Source organism: Arthrobacter alpinus, from assembly GCF_001445575.1.
Taxonomy (GTDB): Bacteria; Actinomycetota; Actinomycetes; order Actinomycetales; family Micrococcaceae; genus Specibacter; species Specibacter alpinus_C.
Genome location: NZ_CP013200.1, coordinates 2267690 through 2287772 on the forward strand (window position 1 = coordinate 2267690; position 20083 = coordinate 2287772).

A 20083-nucleotide genomic window follows, 5' to 3' on the forward strand; every position below is an offset into this window, starting at 1 on the left:
TTTGGAAACAACTGTGGCCGCCTCCCGGATCGGGTGGCGGCCACAGCCTTGCAGGCAACTAGCGGCTAAGCCTGGGCAGGCTCCTCAGCCGGCGCCAGCACGACGTCGGACACGGCCAGTTCGCCGTCGCCCACGGCAACCGTGAGTTCCAAAGCGTTGGCAGCAGCCTTGAGGTCACCCAAACCGGCGCTCAACTGCGTGGCCTGAACCTGAGCTGCGGTCACCGTCGCCGAGAGTACCTGAGTGCGCTGCTTGACCTTGGCCTCGGACTTGGCCTTGCGGATGCCGCTCAACGCGTCGCCCACGGTCGAGAGCAAGGTGGTGTCGCCGTCGTCCACCCCAACAGCGGTGGGCCACGGGGCGCGGTGCACCGAACCCGTGCGCCACCAGCCCCACACTTCTTCCGTGGCGAACGGCAGGAAGGGTGCGAACAAGCGCAGCAGCGAATCAAGGGTGGTGGCCAGGGCAGCCAGCACCGAAGCCTGGCCTTCCTCCCCGGAGGCACCGTAGGCGCGGTCCTTGATGAGCTCAACGTAGTCGTCGGTGAAGTGCCAGAAGAAGCTCTCGGTGATCTGCAAAGCACGGGCGTAATCGTACTTTTCAAACGCAGCCGTTGACGCAGCGACAACCTCGGAGAGCTGGGCCAGCAGGCCGCGGTCCAACGGGTTCGTCAGCACCGCGGTGTCTGCCGTGAGCACGTTGGCCTCGGTGGCGCCCAAGTTCAGCACGAACTTGGACGCGTTCAGCAGCTTGATGGCCAAGCGGCGGCCAATCTTCATCTGCGCAATCTCGTACGCCGTGTCGGCGCCGAGCTTGGCGGAGGCTGCCCAGTAGCGGACCGCGTCGGAGCCAAAGTCGTTGAGCACGTCGGTGGGAACCACCACGTTGCCCTTGGACTTGGACATCTTCTTGCGGTCCGGGTCAAGGATCCAGCCGGAGATGGCGGCGTGCTTCCACGGCGCGCTGCCCTGCAGGGCGTCGGCGCGCACGGCGGAGGAGAAGAGCCAGGTGCGGATGATGTCGTGGCCCTGGGGGCGCAGGTCAAAGGGGTAGACCTTGGAGAAGAGGTCCTCATCCTGACCCCAGCCGCCAACAATCTGCGGTGTCAGCGAGGAAGTGGCCCAGGTGTCCAGCACGTCCGCGTCGCCCACGAAACCGCCGGCTACATTGCGCTGGTCCTCGGTGTAGCCCGGGGCGGAATCTGCCGCGGGGTCAACTGGGAGCATTTCCGTGGTGGGCAGGATCGGGTGATCGTAATCCGGGTTAGCGTCGGCATCCAGCGGGTACCAGACGGGAACCGGCACGCCGAAGAAGCGCTGGCGAGAAACCAGCCAGTCGCCGTTCAAGCCGGAGATCCAGTTGTCGTAGCGTGAGCGCATGAACGCAGGGTGGAATTCAATTTCCTTGCCGCGGTTGATCAGGCGTTCGCGGCGTTCCTCGTCGCGGCCACCGTTGCGGATGTACCACTGGCGGGAGGAGACGATCTCCAAGGGCTTGTCGCCCTTTTCGAAGAAGTTCACGGGGTGCATGATTTTCTTGGCTTCGCCGTCCATCAGCTCGGCCTCACTCAGCATCGCAATGACGCTTTCCTTGGCGCTGAAGACGGTCTTGCCTGCAATGGCTGCGTAGTTGGCGCGCCCTTCCTCGGTGGTGATCCACTCGGGGGTTTCACCCAGGATACGGCCGTCACGGCCCACAATGGCGCGGGTGGGCAGCTGCAATTCACGCCACCAGATGACGTCGGTCAGGTCACCGAAGGTGCAGACCATGGCAATGCCGGAGCCCTTGTCGGCCTTGGCCAGCGCGTGCGGACGGACCTCAACCTCAACACCGAACAGCGGCGAGGTGACCTTCTTGCCGAACAGCGGCTTGTAGCGCTCATCGTCCGGGTTAGCGACCAGAGCCGAGCATGCTGCGAGCAGTTCCGGGCGAGTGGTCTCAATGTAAATCTTGGTGCCGTCTTCGGCGAAGAACGGGTAGCGGTAGTACGCGCCCGGCATTTCACGGTCTTCCAACTCTGCCTGCGCAACAGCTGTGCGGAAGGTGACATCCCACAGGGTGGGGGCTTCAGCCATGTAGGCGTCGCCAGCGTTCAGGTTTTCCAGGAAGCCGCGCTGCGAGACTGCTCGTGAATGGTCATCGATGGTGCGGTACGTGAGCGCCCAGTCAACGGACAGGCCCAAGGTCTGGAAGAGGTGCTCGAAGACCTTCTCGTCCTCAACGGCCAGCACTTCACACAGCTCAATGAAGTTCTTGCGGGAAATAACATCCCAGTCGCGCTGGTTCTTGGCCGGAGCGGCCGGGGGACGGTAGCCCTCGATGTAGGAGTACGTCGGATCGCAACGCACACCGTAGAAGTTCTGCACGCGGCGTTCGGTGGGCAAACCATTGTCATCCCAACCCATGGGGTAGAAGACATTCTTGCCGTTCATACGCTGGAATCGAGCCAGCACATCGGTCTGCGTGTAGGAGAACATGTGCCCCACGTGCAGGGATCCGGACGCCGTGGGCGGGGGAGTGTCAATGGAGTACACCTGCTCACGGGTGGTCTCACGGTTAAACTTGTAAGTACCCTCTTCCAGCCAGCGCTTGGTCAGGGACTCTTCGAGGCCCTCCAAAACGGGCTTGTCGGGAACGTTGCTTGAGGTGGGTGCGGGCGTGTCTGTGCCCGGAATGATTTCAGCCATGGGTCAAGTCTTTCATGAGTTACCCCGGAACCTAGATTCAGGAGATTTTTGCGTGGATGCCTCGCGTCAGATGTGGGAACAATGGGGGCTGCCGGTTGTGGATGCGGTGCCCGAGCCGGAGAGCGGTGAGTATCAGGCCCACACGCTTTACCTTGCCGGCCGGCGGGCGGTGTTCCGTGTTGCTAAAACTACGCCTACCAAGGTTGGCCAGTTTGTGACGCTGTGGCAGCGTTCCGTGGCAGGTCCTATCCGGCCCTTTGACATGTCCGACGGCGTTGAGCTGTTTGTTGTTCAGGCCGGGGTTGGTGCGGGGCTGGGCATGTTTATGTTCCCCCTTGCCGTGTTGGCCCACCACGGGGTGTTGTCCGTATCCGGGAAGGGCGGCAAGCGGGCCATGCGTGTCTACCCGCCCGACGTGGAAACCACCAGCGCCCAGGCCCGGCGAACGCAGGCGTGGCAGTGTGAGTACTTTCTGGCGCCGGATGCTTCGGCTGAACGCGTCCGGGCACTGATTTCCGCCTGACGCAGTGGAAACTAATCCTTATACGTACGCCACGCCCGGGCAGCTTGCGTATAAACAAACTCCACTTTATTTGTACGCACGCCACGCCCGGCCACGTTGCGGCGCTCTTGTTCTAGCGCAAGCTGAAACGGGCGCAGCTGCGTATAAACAAAGTCCCTCAGCTGCACGGGCCCTGACGCTGCCGCAACGGCGGGGCTATGATGCGGACATGGGCACAGTACGGATATTGCGGGTTTATGAGGAGCCGGAACCGGGGGAGTTCCGCGTTCTCGTGGATAGGCTGTGGCCGCGCGGGATCAAAAAGGACAAAATTGACCTTTGGCTCAAGGAAGTAGCCCCCAGTGCAGAGGTACGTAACGCGTTTGGCCACGTGGCTGAACACTTTGAGACCTTTGAGCGTGACTACACAGCGGAGCTGCACGCTAACCCGGCAGCGACGGAGCTGCGTGAGGTCATCAAAGGTCATGAGCAGGTGGTGCTGCTCTATGGCGCCAAGGATCACGAACAAAACCAGGCCACCGTGCTGCTCAGCTTCCTCAATGTCACGTCATAGCCACAGTCCCGTTGAACGTCTCCGCGCAACCGCGCTAGATTAAACGCATGGCTGAAAACACTTCCAAAAATGCAATTGTCACTGGCGCCAGCTCCGGAATCGGTGCCGCCACTGTCCGTCAACTGCGGCGCAACGGCTGGAACGTGATTGCTGTGGCTCGCCGCGAGGACCGCTTGGCCCAGCTGGCACAGGAAACTGGTGCCACCCCTTTCACCGCAGACGTCACCGTGAGTGAGGACATCGAACGCCTCCGTGCCTTCGCTACCGAAACATTCAAAACATCAGGTGGCCTGGATACCCTGATCAACATTGCCGGTGGCGCTCGCGGTGTGGATAGTGTGGCCAACGGCAAAGACGACGACTGGGACTGGATGTATCAAGTCAATGTGCTGGGCACTTTGAAGGTCCTCAAGGCCTTCCTTCCGGATCTGCGTGTACACGGCTTCGGCACGGTGCTGAACCTGACCTCCACCGCCGGGCATACAGCGTATGAAGGCGGTGCCGGCTACAACGCAGCCAAGTTCGGCCAGCACGCACTGACCGGTGCCTTGCGATTGGAAGAAGCCGAGCACAATATCCGCGTCATCGAGGTGGCCCCCGGAATGGTCCGCACCGATGAATTCACCGTCAACCGGCTCGGCGGGAACCAGGAAGCCGCAGATGCGGTGTACCAGGGCGTGGACAAACCACTGACTGCGGAGGACGTGGCTGAGGTGGTGGCGTACGCCGTCGGGCTTCCCCATCACATTAACCTGGACCAGATCGTCATGCGTCCGGTAGCCCAAGCAGCAGCGCACAAGGTGATTCGCCGCTAGAACAGGGCCTTCGTGCAATCGATCCGTGAGATAAGGCGCTTTAGCTGTGCCCAAAACAGCCATTTCTCACGGATCGATGAGAGAAAGGGAAGGGCTGAATTTGGCAGTGCCAGCCCCGCGCAAGTATCCGGTAGAATAATGGACAAAGCATCGACCCGGCCATCACCGGTGAGCTTCCGGAAGAACGCCCCGATAAACAAGGGTCAGTAGAACCGGACGGGTAAGCCCGTCACAGCAGTCAACAAGCGGTCGCACAAAGGGTAAAACCGGACGGTGACAAGCGAGGTGGTACCGCGGCGCAAGCCGTCCTTGCATCCTGAACCTGAACACCCACAACCAGGATGATGTGATGACCCACTTCCCGAAGGCCTCAGCCGCCGCCGGCCTCCATGCCGAATCCAAGCACGTCCCCTCCTCCGTGAATTTCCCGAAGGTGGAAGAACTTGTCCTGAAATACTGGGACGAAGATGGCACCTTCCAGGCCAGCATTGACGCACGCGACGCCGGCCAGGACGGGTCAAACGAGTTCGTCTTCTATGACGGCCCGCCCTTCGCCAACGGCCTGCCGCACTACGGCCACCTGCTCACCGGTTACGTCAAGGACCTCGTGGCCCGCTACCAGACGCAGTTGGGCCGCCGCGTTGAGCGCCGCTTCGGCTGGGACACACACGGACTGCCCGCTGAGCTTGAAGCCATGAAGCAGCTGGGCATGACGGACAAGGCGCAGATTGAGGCCATGGGCATCGACAAGTTCAACGACGCCTGCCGCTCCTCCGTCATGAAGTACGCCGGCGAATGGCAGGAATATGTCACGCGCCAGGCCCGCTGGGTTGACTTCGACAACGACTACAAGACGCTTAACGTGGAGTACATGGAGTCCGTGCTCTGGGCGTTCAAGCAGCTCCACTCCAAGGGCCTGACCTACAACGGTTACCGCGTGCTGCCGTACTGCTGGAAGGATGAGACCCCCCTCTCCAACCACGAGCTGCGCATGGACGACGACGTCTACAAGGACCGCCAGGACCAGACCGTCACGGTCACCTTCCCGATTCTTGCCGGTGAATCGGCCATCTCGCAGGATTTGGCCGGCGTCGCCGCGATTGCCTGGACCACCACGCCCTGGACCCTGCCCACCAACCAGGCCCTCGCCGTGGGACCCAAGGTCAGCTACGCTGTGGTGCCCGTTGGGCCGAATGGATCCTCCGCAACGGGGGAGAAGTTCCTCCTCGCCGCTGACCTGGTGGGTGCCTACGCCAAGGATTTGGGGTACGACGACGGAGCTGCCGCAACAACCGCTGTCACCGCCACGTACGCGGGTGCCGAACTTGAAGGCCTGAAGTATGAGCCCCTGTGGGACTACTTCGCCGACGATGAGAAGTACGGCACCGCCAAGTCCTGGCAGTTCCTGGTGGCCGATTACGTCACCACCACCGACGGAACGGGTGTTGTTCACCAGGCTCCGGCCTACGGTGAAGAAGATCAGAAGGTTTGCGAGCAGTACGGCATCCCGGTAGTCCTCTCGGTCGATGAGGGCGCCAAGTTCCTCCCGCTCTTTGCCGGCGGCCCGCTCAACGACATCGCCGGCGTGCAGGTCTTTGACGCCAACAAGACCATCACCCGCGTGGTGAAGGACGCCGGACGCTTGGTGCGCCAGGCCAGCTACGTGCACAGCTACCCGCATTGCTGGCGCTGCCGCACACCCCTGATCTACCGTGCCGTGTCTTCCTGGTACGTTCAGGTCACCGCGTTCAAGGATCGCCTGGTGGAACTGAACCAGGACATCAACTGGATCCCCGGCAACGTCAAGGACGGCCAGTTCGGCAAGTGGCTGGCCAACGCCCGAGACTGGTCCATCAGCCGCAACCGCTACTGGGGTTCCCCCATCCCGGTATGGCAGTCGGATGACCCCGAATACCCGCGCACCGATGTGTACGGCTCCCTCGCCGAGATGCAGGCCGATTTTGGACGCCTGCCTGTCAACAAGGAGGGCGAGGTTGATTTGCACCGCCCCTTCATCGACGAGCTGACGCGCCCCAACCCGGATGATCCCACGGGCCAGTCCACCATGCGCCGCGTGGAAGACGTCCTCGATGTCTGGTTTGACTCCGGCTCTATGCCGTACGGCCAGGTCCATTACCCGTTCGAGAATGAGGACTGGTTCAACACGCACAACCCGGCCGACTTCATCGTGGAGTACATCGGTCAGACCCGTGGCTGGTTCTACATGCTGCACGTGCTCTCCACAGCACTCTTTGACCGTCCGGCCTTCAAGAACGTCATCAGCCACGGCATCGTCCTGGGCTCCGACGGGCAGAAGATGTCCAAGTCTCTGCGCAACTACCCGGATGTTTCCGAGGTGCTTGACCGCGACGGCGCCGACGCCATGCGTTGGTTCCTCATGGCCAGCCCCATCCTGCGCGGTGGCAACCTGGTGGTGACCGAACAGGGCATCCGTGAGGGTGTCCGCCAGGTCATCTTGCCCCTGTGGAACGTTTACAGCTTCTTCACCCTCTACGCGAACACCGCCAATGGAGGTAAGGGGTACGACGCCAAGCTGCGCTACGACGAGTACTCCGACCCCATGGATCAGTACCTCATGGCCAACACCGGCGATCTGGTGCGCGAGATGGAAACCAAACTCAACGAGTACGACGTCTCCGGTGCGTGCGATTCCCTGCGCAGCTACTTTGACATGCTCACCAACTGGTATGTCCGCCGTAGCCGCGGCCGCTTCTTTGACGAGAACGTGGACGCCTTCGACGCGCTCTACACCGCCTTGGAAACCGTGTGCCGCGTGGCCGCGTCACTGCTGCCGCTGGTCACCGAGGAAGTGTGGCGCGGTCTCACCGGCGGGCGCTCCGTGCACCTGACCGACTGGCCCAACGCCGATCTCTTCCTGGCGAATGCTGCTCTGGTTGATCAGATGGATCAGATCCAGCAGGTCTGCTCCACCGGTTCCAGCCTGCGCAAGGCCGCCAAGCTGCGCGTCCGCCTGCCCTTGGCCGAACTCACTGTGGTGGCCCCCAACGCCGCAGCCCTGAACGACGGCGCCGCCATTGTTGCGGAGGAACTCAACATCCGCTCCGTGCGCTTCGTTGACTCTGCCGACGCTTCCCCGGAGGAATTTGGCATCTCCCAGAAGCTCGTGGTCAACGCCCGTGCCGCCGGCCCGCGCCTGGGCAAAAACGTTCAGCTCGCCATCAAGGGCTCCAAGTCCGGCGACTGGTCCGTCAACGACGGCGTTGTCACTGCCGGTGGCCTGGCGCTGGAAGAGTCCGAGTACACGCTGGAGACTGTTGTGGCTGACGGGCACGACGGCGGTACGAGTGCCGTTGCGATGTTGCCCGGTGGCGGCTTCGTGGTACTCAACACCGAGTTGACCCCCGAGCTTGAGGCTGAGGGCACGGCGCGCGATATGATCCGCGCCATCCAGCAGGCACGCAAGGACACCGGTCTGCAGGTCAGCGACCGGATCCGCACCATCATCAGCGCCCCGCAAGACATCATCGATGCCCTGCATGCCAACGCCGAACTGGTCAAGGGCGAGACCCTAACACTCAAGCTTGAACTCATCCCCGGTGACGTTGAAACCACCATCACAGTTGAACGGACAGTGTCTTAATGAGCGCTCACCACGACGAATTCTCGGTGGAGAGTGTCTACGCCGAGCTCCTGGGCCGTGCCCCGGAGAACAAAATGGAACCTCGTCTGGCTCCCTTGTACCGTGCCATGGACATTCTGGGGGACCCCAACAAGTCGTTCCCCATCATCCACATCACTGGAACCAACGGGAAAACCTCCACTGCACGCATGATCGAGTGTGGCCTGCTGGCTCACGATCTGCGCACGGGCCGCTACACCAGCCCGCACCTGACGAAGGTCACCGAACGCATCAGTGTCGACGGGGCCCCTGTCAGCGACGAGACGTTTGTGCGGATCTGGGACGAAATTCGCCCCTACCTGGACATTGTCGACGCCGAACTCGAAGCCGCGGGCGAAAACCGTTTGACGTACTTCGAGTGCCTGACCATCCTTGCCTTCGCCATCTTTGCCGATCAGCCGGTCGATGTAGCCGTCATGGAAGTTGGATTGGGCGGCATCACCGATGCCACCAACGTTGGCGATGGCCAGGTAGCTGTCATCACCCCCATCTCCTTGGACCACACCGAATTGCTCGGTGACACCACAGGACTCATTGCGCAGGAGAAGTCAGGCATCATCAAGGAGGGCGCGTTCGTCATCAGCGCCGCCCAGCCACAGGATGCTGCCCAGGTCATCTTGGAGGCGGCCCGCGAAAAGCACGCCGACTTCCGCTTCGAAGGCGTGGAGTTCGGCGTGGAAGCACGCACCGTCGCCGTGGGTGGGCAGATGCTGGACCTGCAGGGTCTGGCCGGGCGTTACCCGGGCATCTTGCTCCCGCTGCACGGTGAACACCAAGCCCAGAATGCCGCCGTCGCACTTGCCGCGCTGGAAGCATTCTTGGGTGGGGGAGAGAAGGAGCTGAACAGGGAACTGGTCCAGGAAGGCTTCGCCGCCGTCACCTCACCCGGCCGTCTGGAAGTCATGCGCACCTCGCCCACAATTGTGGTCGATGCCGCGCACAACCCGGCAGGCATTGCCGCCAGCGCCGCCGCCCTGCAGGAGTCTTTTGCCTTCAGCAAGCTCGTGGTGGTTCTGGGTGTCCTGGTCGAAAAGGATGCCGAGGAAATCCTCAATTCCCTCAAGGAATCGTACGGGGATGAAGCTGCGGAACTGTGCCTGACCCAGTCCACGTCCCCGCGGGCCATCCCGGCAGCGGAACTGGCTGAAATCGCCGTCGACCTTGGCTGGGATGAGGAAGATATTCACATTGCCGAGAAGCTCGACGACGCCATCGAGTGGGCTGTGGAGCGCGCCGAAGCCAACAATGACCTGGCCGGTGGAGTCCTGATCACCGGCTCCATAACGCTGGTGGGCGAGGCTCGGATTCTGTTGGGCCGCCCCGGCGAAAAGGAAGGCGCCTGACGTGGCAAAACTGACTAAGGCTCAGCGAGAGTGGCGGCCTAATACGCCCAAGAAGCTGCGTTCCACCAAGATGATGTTCGCCTCGGTGGTTCTGATGCTCGAGGCGTTCGTGGCCCTCTTCTTGGGACTTGCGCTGTTCGGCTTGAAAGATAAGAACCCGGTCTACCTCATTGCGGGCGCCGTGTTGGCGGTGTTGCTCATTCTTGCCTGCGGGGTGGTGCGTAAGCCATGGGGCGTGGCTGTTGGCTGGATCCTGCAGCTGATACTCATTGCCGGGGGCTTCTGGGAGCCGTCCATGTTTGTGGTGGGCGTGCTCTTTGCGGTTGCCTGGTGGTATGCCCTGTTTGCCGGCGCCAAAATTGACCGGGAGAACGTTGTTCGGGCCAAGTTGCAGGCCGAATGGGATGCAGCGAATCCGGTGGAATCTGCTCCCGACGAGCCGTCCAAGTAAACTGTTGTTGATAGTCCTTTTTACCTAATTATTGGAGTTATACGTGAGCATTGAGCGCACTCTTGTCCTTGTGAAGCCCGACGGCGTGGCACGCAACCTCTCCGGTGCCGTCCTGGCCCGCATCGAAGCCAAGGGCTACACCCTGGCCGAGCTGAAGAAGGTCACAGCAACCCGTGAGCAGCTCGAGGCGCACTACGAAGAGCACGTGGGCAAGCCGTTTTACGAGCCGCTGGTTGAGTTCATGCTCTCCGGCCCGGTTGTTGCCGCGATCTTCGAGGGCCACCGCGTCATCGAAGGCTTCCGCGCGCTGGCCGGAACCACCGACCCCACCACGGCCGCTCCGGGCACCATTCGTGGCGACTTCGGCCGCGACTGGGGCCTGAAGGTTCAGCAGAACCTGGTCCACGGCTCCGATTCCGTAGAGTCCGCAGAGCGTGAGATTGGCATCTGGTTCGCCTAGTCCCCACGCCCTCCCAAGGAAATCCGCTGGCGCGATTTCCCGGGAACCTGGCGAGCGTGGGCTCAGCCTTTAAAAATGCGACGGCGGGTGGTCACCTTCAAGGTGACCACCCGCCGTCGCACTTTATGGTGTTGCTGCGTTGTCCGCTTTAGCCCAAGATGGCGTACATGAAGCGGAAGAAGATGGAGGCCAGCACCGCAATGTAGAGCAAGCCTACGATCACCCAGACCCAGCTGTTGAGGAACTTGGTCAGCGCCGGTGGGGCGGGGATGACTCCATGGTTGACGTTGCGCACAGTAATGAGGACAAAGAGCGGGATCATCATGGCCCACACAATCATGCAGTAGGGGCACAATACGGCCAGCGTGTACAAGGCTGTAAACCAGAACCAGCACACCAAGGCCATGCCGGCTGTGATGCCTACCTGCACGCAGATCCAGAACCAGCGGTTCATGCGTGCTCCGGCCAGCAGCACCACGCCAATGGTGATGACGACGGCAAAGGCACAGATGCCAATGAACGGATTGGGGAAGCCCAGTATGGCGGCCTCTGGGGTCTTCATGACATCTCCGCAGGAGATCCACGAGTTGAAGTCACAACTCATCACAGCGTTCGCGTCTGCATAGAGACGCAGCCGTTCCATCACGAGGGTGAAGAGGCAATCCACGCAATGGCTCCCGTGATGACCAGCAACCAGCCAAACTGTTTAGCCCGCACCATGGCAGGTTTATCCAAATCGGCGGGATCACTGGTGGAAACATTCGTGCTGGGCATGGCGTCCTATTCCTGCCGAGAGGCATGATTTTGTCCTGATCGTGTCCTGATTGTAGCGTGCGATTCTTGGCGCGCCCTGCGTGAAATCGCCGCGTGGACTAGCGCGTATGAGACAATGGGTTCGGCTGGTTGGCGATCCACATGCGCCCCTCGGTCCAATGGCACGCTCACGGGCTGCTGGAGCAGAAGCTGCCTCGTGTGCAGCCATCCACCAGCCACGTTTCTCGCAAACCGTTGGCTTGTCAGAGCTTGCGCACCCGGAAGTTGGTGCGGCCTGAAAAGTAATTAGACGACTTCCGTCGACGCCCGAGGGTGTTGGCACATCGGCCGAACCTGGCACTCTATGTGGGGGTGCCAAGTCGGCGCGAAGGTAATGCCCACAATGGAAAATGAACAGCCCACTCTAGATAACACAGATGTTGCGCAGGCAGCCCCGGCGAAGGCCAGGGCCACACGGTCCCGCCGGGCCACCTCTGCTGTGACCAGCCCCGGCGCCACCGCAGCCGCGCAGCCCGCTCCCGTTGCAGCGCCAGCTGCCTACTCACCTGCGGCTGCCACCTCGACTGCGGGAGCCGCTCCGGTTGCCGAAGCTGCTCCGGCTCCGGCCAAGAAAGCTCCTGTTCGACGTAGCCGTGCCAAGAAGACTCAGGCAGTTGCTGACTCAGCTGACACCGCAACCTCAGCTGGCTCACCGGCGTCAGAAGCCAACAACGCCGGCCCGTCACTGCTCGATGGCATCGCCAGTCCTGCCGCAACAGACGCCGCCGCATCAATGCCAACAACGGCACCCGTCAAAAAGACCACCCGCCGCCGCGCCAGCGCCCCCGTCACGGCACCTGTTTCGGCAGAGGTTTCCGGACAGGGCGAACTGAGCCTGGCGGGCGAAGGAGCCATTACTGAGGCTCTTGATGCTCCAGTAGCTGCAGTGGAAACCGCCCCCGCCAAGAAGGCTCCGGCCAGGCGCAGCCGGGCCGCAAAGGCTCCCGTCACCAAGGTTGCGCCCGCCGATGCTGCACCGGCCGCAGCGGCTGCTCCGGCGACTGCACCTGAGGCAACGGCACCTGAGGCAACAGCCACCGTAGTCGAATCAGTTCCCGCCCCGGTCGAGGAAGCCACGGCTCCTCGTGCTGGCCGGACCAGGACGACGGCACGCCGCGCCGCCGCGAAGGCTGGCGCCCCTGCCACTGCCTCCACTGCTGCTGCCCAGACTCAGATTCCGGTCACCACGGTCACCACGGTAGCCGCTGAGGCCGGCGATGACGCTGATGTTCCTGCCGTAGAGCTTGCAGTCACCGCTCCCAAGAACACGCGTGGCCGCCGCCGCACCGCATCCAAGGCGGCCGGCCCCGCCATGTCGGAACCCGAAGCATCCACAGCACCCACAGCAGCAGCGGAAACCGTAGCACCCGCAGAAACAACAGAGCAGACTCCCGTCGCTGACGTAGCATCCGCTGATCAGCAGGCTCCCAGCGCCTCGAGCAATGCGGATGCGCCCGTGACTGAGTCCCTGTTCAAGGCCCCTGACACCGGCATCTCGGCACTGTTCCTGGCTCCGGACATGAGCCTGGCCGTACCGGCCGCTACAGCCAGCTCCGCTCAAAATGGCGCTGACGGCGAAGCTGAGCAGAGTGCCGATTCTGAGCAGCGCGGCCGCTCCCGGAACCGTAACCGCCGCCCTCGCAGCAATGACGCTGACGCCGTCGAAAGTTCTGACGAAACGGATGCCCCTGACGATGACAACGATGGTGCCGACGACGGCGTGACCTCGCGTCGCCGCCGTCGTCGCCGCCGTGGTGATGCAGATCTGGAACTGACAGGTGGCAGCGATGAGGATCCGCCCAACACCGTCACCCGCGTCCGCGCACCTCGCATTCCTGCCGAGACCGGCGCCAGCGCTTCCAACCGTGTGACGAGCCTGCGCGGCTCCACCAGACTGGAAGCAAAGAAGCAGCGTCGCCGCGACTCGCGTGACTCCGGCCGCCGTCGTACAGTCATCACCGAAGCCGAGTTCTTGGCCCGCCGCGAATCCGTGGACCGTGTCATGGTGGTTCGTCAGGCTGATGACAGGATCCAGATTGGTGTCTTGGAAGATGGCATCCTGGCCGAGCACTTCGTCTCCAAGACGCAGCAGGATTCGCTGATTGGCAACGTGTACCTGGGCAAGGTTCAGAACGTGCTGCCCAGCATGGAAGCCGCGTTCGTTGACATTGGCCGCGGCCGCAACGCCGTCTTGTACGCCGGTGAAGTGGACTGGGACGCCGCTGATCTCAAGGGTCAGCCGCGCCGCATTGAGAACGCGCTGAAGTCGGGCGATTCGGTTCTAGTGCAGGTCTCCAAAGACCCAGTTGGTCACAAGGGTGCCCGCCTGACAAGCCAGATCTCACTGCCCGGACGCTACCTGGTATTCGTACCCGGCGGTTCCATGACAGGGATCTCCCGCAAACTTCCCGATGTGGAGCGGAACCGCCTCAAGCGCGTGTTGAAGGACCACCTGCCCGAAAATGCTGGCGTCATTGTGCGCACGGCTGCCGAGGGTGCCAGCGAGGAAGAGCTCACGAACGATATTAACCGTCTGCGTGCACAGTGGGCCGGAATCAACGAGCGCGCCACCTCACACAAGACCCTCGCCCCGGAAATGCTTTATGGCGAACCTGATCTGACCATCAAGGTGGTCCGTGACGTCTTCAACGAGGACTTCTCCAAGCTGGTCGTCTCCGGTGAGGACGCTTGGGACACCATCGAGGCCTACGTGACCTACGTGGCCCCGGATCTGCTGGACCGTTTGGAAAAGTGGAGCAAGTCCGAGGATATCTTTGCCGCTCACCGCATTGATGAGCAGATCAACAAGGCCTTGGAACGCAAGGTCTTCCTGCCCTCGGGTGGCTCATTGGTCATTGACCGTACCGAAGCCATGACAGTGGTTGACGTCAACACGGGCAAGTTCACCGGATCCGGTGGCAACCTGGAAGAGACCGTCACCAAGAACAACCTGGAAGCTGCTGAAGAGGTGGTTCGTCAGCTGCGCCTGCGCGACATTGGTGGCATCATCGTCATTGACTTCATCGACATGGTGTTGGAATCCAACCGTGATCTCGTCTTGCGTCGCCTGGTCGAGTGCTTGGGCCGTGACCGGACCAAGCACCAGGTGGCCGAGGTGACCAGCCTGGGTCTGGTCCAGATGACGCGTAAGCGCATGGGTACCGGTCTGTTGGAAGTCTTTGGCGAGCTGTGCCCGTCCTGTGCTGGCCGCGGCATGGTCACGCATGAGATTCCCGTAGAGCACCGCCGCACGCATTCCCCAGCCGTGGAAGCAGCTGCAGCTCACACTCACGCACCGAAGGTGGAGCAGCGCGAACCCGAGCGTTCAGCCAACCGGTCAACTCGCAGCGAACGCAAGCGCAACCGCAACCGCGGCCAGCAGGGCGAATCGAGTGAGACGGCGCAGGAATCAGTCGTTGCTCCGTTAGCTGTTCCTGCTTCCGGTCACGAGGAGCTCTCCGACGCTGCCAAGGCACAAAAGGCCCACGAAGCCCGCACCGCCCTGGCCAACATTGCCGCAGCTGCTGCCGCCACGCACCATGAACACGTCAAGGTGCAGGAGCAGGCTGTTGGCGAGGGTGCCTCGCAGCGTGTCGATCAGCAGGAAACCTCCGACGCCGCCACCCTCACCTTTGGTGGGGAGGCCATTGAGCTGCCCCGAGGGCACCGCAGCGAAAGCAGTGGTTTCGCCCAGCCGAACAATGCCGATCAGGCAGCCGCATTGGCTGATCTGACGCAGGCGCTGGATCAGCTGGCCGCGCCCGGTCACGAGCCGGACCACGAGGGTAGTGAGCCCGGAGGCAACCGTTCACGCGCCCGCCGAGGCCGCCGCAACCGCAGCGCCCGCAGTGCACAGGGTGGAGCTGACATGAGCGTGGAGACCATTGAAACCCCGGCAGCCGGCCAGGGTTCTGTGACGCACAGCAGCACCGTGAGCGCAGCTGCAGCACCGGCAGCCGCCGTCAAGAAGAACGCCGAGCCCATCATCTTGGGTGTAGGGGTACCGGCCTCCGAGCTCTAAGAACTCAGGCCCCTACTGGCCCGCAGCAGTGATGCGAACTAGACGCTCCTAAGCGTATTGTTCGCATCACAGCTGCGGGCCAGTTTTGTTTCCTGGCTTCATGAGCCGGTTTCCTACGCTGGTGACGTGACATGTTTTCTTGGGGCAGTACCTTTCCGGTTAGTGTGGAGTGCGACACGGGGTGCCAGGCCATTAGGGCCGGCTGAGACAATACCCGTTGAACCTGCCCGGTTAGCACCGGCGAAGGGATGTCCTGATGAACACCACTGCAATTTTTTCACCTGCTCCGCCACCAGCCGCTTTACCTGCTCTTTCACTTGATTACCCAGCTCCCAGCGAGGCAACGGACCAGCAGCCGCTGCCGGTCAAACATCCGCGAGTGTTGAGCATTGCCGGCTCCGACCCGTCCGGAGGGGCCGGAATCCAAGCTGACATCAAGGCCATCTCAGCCCACGGTGGTTATGCCATGGCAGCCGTCACCGCACTGACGGCCCAAAATACGCGCGGCGTCCAAGACATTCACGTGCCGCCGGTGGAGTTTCTTCGTGCACAGCTGGATGCACTGTCGGAGGACATCACCATTGACGCCGTGAAGATCGGCATGCTGGGCACCGCTGCGGTGATGACAGCGGTAGGGGAGTGGCTGGGCCGAACCCAGCCTCCCGTCGTCGTGCTTGATCCTGTGATGGTGGCCACCAGCGGGGATCAGCTCATGGATCCTGCGGCACGCACCGCCATGGTGGGGCTGCTCAAGCGGGTGCATCTGGTCACACCAAACCTTCCCGAGCTCGGCGTGCTGCTGGGCAAACCAGTGGCCACCAGCTGGGCGGAAGCCCTGGCGCAGGGCAAGGAGCTGGCGGCTGCGCACCACGTTCGGGTACTCGTCAAGGGCGGGCATCTGCCGGGCCCCGACTGTCCGGATGCCCTGATAACGCTCGATGGCACTGTGGAAGAATTCCATGCTCGGCGGATTGACACGCCCAACACGCACGGGACGGGATGTTCGTTCTCCGCAGCGGTGGCGGCGTTGCAGGCTCGGTGCGGCGATTGGGGTATGAGTGTCCGGCATGCAAAAGACTGGCTTGTCCAGGCCTTGGAAACGTCACAGGAACTAAGCATTGGCGGCGGACCGGGACCCGTTAACCATTTGAATGAGCTGTGGGCCAGTGCCGCGCCGCGAATGGACAGCTTCAGTGCGGAGCTCTGGGCCGATTGCGCCGAGCAGCGTGCGGCCATCATGGAACTCGATTTCATCAAGGAACTTGCTGCAGGCACGCTGTCCCGGCACCACTTTGCGTACTATCTGGCTCAGGATGCGCTGTATCTGGTTACTTATTCAAGGGTTCTGGCCAGAGCCAGTGCCCTGGCTCCCACCGAGGCGGAGCAAAAGTTCTGGGCCGGCGGGGCGCAAAACTGCCTTGAAGTGGAGGCCTCGCTGCACCGCGACTGGCTCAGCAGCTACTCCGTGGCCCCCTCCGGGACGGCACAAGCAGCCACTTCCGGGACGGCACAAGCAGCCACTGCCGGGACGGCCCAGAGCGCTTCGGCGCCAGGGCCCGTCACCAAACACTATGTGGATCACCTGCAGGGGGTGGCTTTTTCTGGAAGCTACGCAGAAGTGGTGGCCGCCGTACTGCCTTGCTACTGGCTTTATGCGGAAGTGGGTCGCGTGCTGCATGCCGACTATGTTGCCTTTTCCAGCGAGAACTCTCACGAGCACCCCTACGGCGCGTGGCTGCAAAGCTATGCCGGTGACGATTTCGCGCAAGCCACACGAACCGCTGTGCGCATCATGGACGGCGCGGCCCGGCGCGGTTCTGCGCGGGATCGGGCCGGCATGAAAGCTGCCTTTGCCCATTCTGCACAGTACGAGTTGGACTTCTTTGCAGCCCCGCATACCCATGCGCCAGAGCCGATTGGAGCCCTTGGTGATTAACACCACCTGCCACTTCTGTAAAAAACTGGCGAGTTTTGACCTCAAATGCACGTTTCCCGCCAGAGTCGCGCTAAAGTAACTTAGTACGATTCCACGGAACGCAGTAGCCAAGGGTTGAAATGAAAGTTTCGCCCCAAGGTGTGCACGGACCAAGGAATCAGTCTCATTTGCCCCCGGAGCCAGAATTAGCGTATTCTTGATCTTCGGTGCTTACGCCAACACCTAGGGCAACCACTCCATGGTAGAACTCCATTGAGGTCCACGGCGTTGAGGCACATAGTATGCACCCCGTACTTGTTCATTCTTGAACTGCGGCGCATGCGGTTGGTGAGGATCAATCATGATCCAAGCCGGCATAAAAACTTTGTAATAAACGTCGAGAGAAGTGAGTTCCCCAGTGGTGTACGCGATTGTCCGCGCAGGCGGCCGTCAAGAAAAGGTTTCCGTAGGAGACCACGTGACCATGAACCGCGTCCCCGGTGGAGTTGGCAGCACGCTTGAGCTGCCCGCTTTGCTCTTGGTTGATGGTGACAAGCTCACCACAGCCGCGAAGGACCTGGCTAATGTGAAGGTTACGGCTGAGAAGTTGGAGGATCTTCGTGGACCGAAGATCGTCATCCAGAAGTTCAAGAACAAGACCGGCTACAAGAAGCGTCAGGGTCACCGTCAGGAACTGTCCAAGGTCAAGATCACCTCAATCGCTTAATAAGCGCTGACGGTTCGATCCACTTAGATACTTTTAGTAAAAAGGCAGGCATTTTCAAATGGCACATAAAAAGGGTGCGAGTTCCACTCGCAACGGTCGTGACTCCAACGCTCAGTACCTGGGCGTAAAGCGCTTCGGCGGTCAGGTTGTCAAGGCTGGCGAAATCATCGTTCGCCAGCGCGGCACTCACTTCCACCCCGGCGTTAGCGTCGGCCGTGGCAAGGACGACACGCTGTTCGCATTGGACGCAGGCGCAGTTGAGTTCGGCACACGTCGTGGACGTCGTGTTGTAAACATCGTTGCAGCTACGGTCTAATACCAAAGCTTTTGTCAGTGGAGCGGGCCGCATGGCTCGCTCCACTGGCTTTTAACACCAGTATTTTTTATTGATCAGCGGCGCCGACCGGAAATGGTGCGCCCGCTAAGTAGCGGACTAGAATTAGTCCGCAGTAGCAAGTTCTATTCAAGGAGATTTCAGTGGCCAGCTTTGTTGACCGGGTTGTTTTGCACGTATCCGGCGGGACTGGCGGCCACGGCTGCGTCTCAGTTCACAGCGAAAAATTCAAACCGTTGGGCGGGCCCGACGGCGGCAAGGGCGGCGATGGCGGTAGTGTCACCTTCCGTGTCAGCGACCAGACCACCACTTTGCTTGACTTCCACCATGCACCCCACCGTCGCGGCGGCAACGGCCAGCCCGGCATGGGTGACTGGCGCGACGGCAAGGACGGAAATTCGCTGATCCTTGAAGTTCCCGACGGCACGGTCATCAAAGACCGGGACGGCAATGTCCTTGCCGACCTCGTGGGCATCGGCACAGAGTACATCGCTGCCGCCGGTGGTCAGGGCGGGCTCGGTAACAATGCCCTGTCCTCACTGAAGCGCAAAGCCCCGGGCTTCGCCCTGTTGGGTATTGCAGGCACAGAGGCCGACATTGTCCTTGAGCTGAAGTCCATTGCGGACATTGCCTTGGTTGGATTCCCGTCTGCCGGCAAGTCCAGCCTCATCGCTTCTATGTCTGCTGCGCGGCCCAAGATTGCCGACTACCCCTTCACCACCCTGATCCCCAACTTGGGTGTTGTCCAGGCCGGCGACGTCCGCTTCACCATGGCCGACGTTCCGGGCCTGATTGAGGGTGCCAGCGAAGGCAAGGGCCTGGGCCACAACTTCCTGCGCCACGTGGAGCGTTGCGCCGCAATTGTGCACGTCCTTGACTGCGCAGCACTCGAGGCCGACCGCGATCCCATCACCGACCTCGCCATCATTGAGCGCGAACTCGACCAGTACGACGTCGACATGAGCTTCGCGGGAACCGACGGTGACGTGGTACCCCTGAACGCGCGACCCCGTCTGATCGCACTGAACAAGGTAGATTCACCGGACGGCCGCGACATGGCCGGATTCGTCAAGGCGGACTTGGAAGCCCGCGGCTACCGTGTCTTCGAAGTCTCCGCGGCAAGCCATGAGGGCCTGAAGCAACTTGGCTTCGCGATGGCGGAAATTGTCATGGCAGCACGCAAGGCCCTTTCCGATGCCCCCGCTAAGGTCACCCCCGTGGTTCTGCGGCCCCGTGCAGTCAACGAATCATCCTTCACCATTCACCGCGAAGAGCGCAACCTGTCTCCGTTGTTCCGCGTTCGCGGTGAAAAGCCTGAGCGTTGGGTTGAGCAGACCGATTTCCAGAACGAGGAAGCCATTGGCTACCTGGCAGACCGGCTGGCGAAGGCCGGCGTCGAGAAGGAACTCTTCAGGATCGGTGCCACACCCGGGGACACCGTGGTCATCGGTGGCGACAACGGTATGGTCTTCGACTGGGAGCCCACCATGATGGGTGGAGCCGAGCACTTGGCCGCTCCGCGAGGCACCGACCTCCGTCTGCTCGACTTGGGCGATCGCCCCACACGTTCACAAAAGCGTCAGGAACAGCAGGAGCGTCGCGACGCCAAGGCTGCGGCCCGCGCCGAGCTGGAAACTGAGCGCAAGGCCGGCATCTGGACCGAGCTTAGCGATAACCGGACCACCAGTGAGGCGCACAGCATTGCAGCCGAACTGGCAGCTGAGGGTGAGTCCGACGACACAGGTGCAGCACAGAACTAATGGGAAGCACGGGGCAGGAT

15 protein-coding genes and 1 riboswitch are annotated in these 20083 nt (G+C 61.7%); of the genes, 12 read left to right on the forward strand and 3 right to left on the reverse strand.

The features are described from left to right. Positions 1–65 precede the first annotated feature (65 nt). Entirely contained in the window at positions 66–2687 is a 2622-nt protein-coding gene (gene valS, locus AS189_RS09955; protein ID WP_062288211.1) for a valine--tRNA ligase, read from the reverse strand. A 52-nt stretch (positions 2688–2739) separates the two neighbouring features. Here valS and AS189_RS09960 point away from each other — a divergent pair, with 52 nt between their 5' ends. The 7 genes from AS189_RS09960 to ndk all read left to right on the forward strand — a co-directional run bounded on the left by AS189_RS09960 (position 2740) and on the right by ndk (position 10493). After that, positions 2740–3210, forward strand: coding sequence for a MepB family protein (locus AS189_RS09960; protein ID WP_202814080.1), 471 nt, complete (start codon positions 2740–2742; stop codon positions 3208–3210). Between the two features lie 208 nt (positions 3211–3418). Then, positions 3419–3763 (forward strand): DUF488 domain-containing protein, encoded by a 345-nt coding sequence (locus AS189_RS09965; protein ID WP_062288214.1) that lies wholly within the window; start codon positions 3419–3421, stop codon positions 3761–3763. A 47-nt stretch (positions 3764–3810) separates the two neighbouring features. Further along, on the forward strand, positions 3811–4578 hold the full coding sequence (locus tag AS189_RS09970) for an SDR family oxidoreductase (protein ID WP_062288216.1): 768 nt from the start codon (positions 3811–3813) through the stop codon (positions 4576–4578). A 349-nt stretch (positions 4579–4927) separates the two neighbouring features. Then, entirely contained in the window at positions 4928–8200 is a 3273-nt protein-coding gene (gene ileS, locus AS189_RS09975; protein WP_062288219.1) for an isoleucine--tRNA ligase, read from the forward strand. Continuing rightward, positions 8200–9582 carry a bifunctional folylpolyglutamate synthase/dihydrofolate synthase gene (locus AS189_RS09980; RefSeq protein ID WP_062288222.1) on the forward strand — a complete coding sequence of 461 codons (1383 nt, stop codon included), beginning with the start codon at positions 8200–8202 and terminating at the stop codon, positions 9580–9582. Before ileS ends, AS189_RS09980 begins: the two co-directional genes overlap by 1 nt. 1 nt (position 9583) lies before the next feature. Further along, entirely contained in the window at positions 9584–10033 is a 450-nt protein-coding gene (locus tag AS189_RS09985) for a DUF4233 domain-containing protein (RefSeq protein ID WP_062288225.1), read from the forward strand. 43 nt (positions 10034–10076) lie between these two features. Further along, a complete protein-coding gene (ndk, locus tag AS189_RS09990; RefSeq protein WP_062288228.1) occupies positions 10077–10493 on the forward strand; it encodes a nucleoside-diphosphate kinase in 417 nt (138 codons plus the stop codon). A 148-nt stretch (positions 10494–10641) separates the two neighbouring features. Here the strand turns inward: ndk and AS189_RS09995 are convergent, their stop codons facing one another. Beyond that, positions 10642–11136, reverse strand: coding sequence for a vitamin K epoxide reductase family protein (locus AS189_RS09995; RefSeq protein ID WP_129587236.1), 495 nt, complete (start codon positions 11134–11136; stop codon positions 10642–10644). After that, a complete protein-coding gene (locus tag AS189_RS21000; protein WP_272946720.1) occupies positions 11136–11267 on the reverse strand; it encodes a hypothetical protein in 132 nt (43 codons plus the stop codon). Before AS189_RS21000 ends, AS189_RS09995 begins: the two co-directional genes overlap by 1 nt. Positions 11268–11649: 382 nt before the next feature. Here AS189_RS21000 and AS189_RS10000 point away from each other — a divergent pair, with 382 nt between their 5' ends. The 5 genes from AS189_RS10000 to obgE all read left to right on the forward strand — a co-directional run bounded on the left by AS189_RS10000 (position 11650) and on the right by obgE (position 20063). Continuing rightward, positions 11650–15327, forward strand: coding sequence for an Rne/Rng family ribonuclease (locus tag AS189_RS10000; protein WP_202814081.1), 3678 nt, complete (start codon positions 11650–11652; stop codon positions 15325–15327). Between the two features lie 167 nt (positions 15328–15494). Further along, positions 15495–15593: riboswitch (TPP riboswitch) on the forward strand. Further along, positions 15584–17263, forward strand: coding sequence for a bifunctional hydroxymethylpyrimidine kinase/phosphomethylpyrimidine kinase (gene thiD, locus AS189_RS10005; RefSeq protein WP_062288231.1), 1680 nt, complete (start codon positions 15584–15586; stop codon positions 17261–17263). Its footprint overlaps the riboswitch before it by 10 nt. A gap of 397 nt (positions 17264–17660) precedes the next feature. Next, positions 17661–17969, forward strand: coding sequence for a 50S ribosomal protein L21 (rplU, locus tag AS189_RS10010; RefSeq protein ID WP_044573640.1), 309 nt, complete (start codon positions 17661–17663; stop codon positions 17967–17969). Positions 17970–18027: 58 nt separating this feature from the next. Then, positions 18028–18285, forward strand: coding sequence for a 50S ribosomal protein L27 (gene rpmA / locus AS189_RS10015; RefSeq protein ID WP_044573643.1), 258 nt, complete (start codon positions 18028–18030; stop codon positions 18283–18285). A 161-nt stretch (positions 18286–18446) separates the two neighbouring features. Continuing rightward, entirely contained in the window at positions 18447–20063 is a 1617-nt protein-coding gene (gene obgE / locus AS189_RS10020; protein WP_062288234.1) for a GTPase ObgE, read from the forward strand. The last annotated feature ends 20 nt before the right edge of the window (positions 20064–20083 follow it).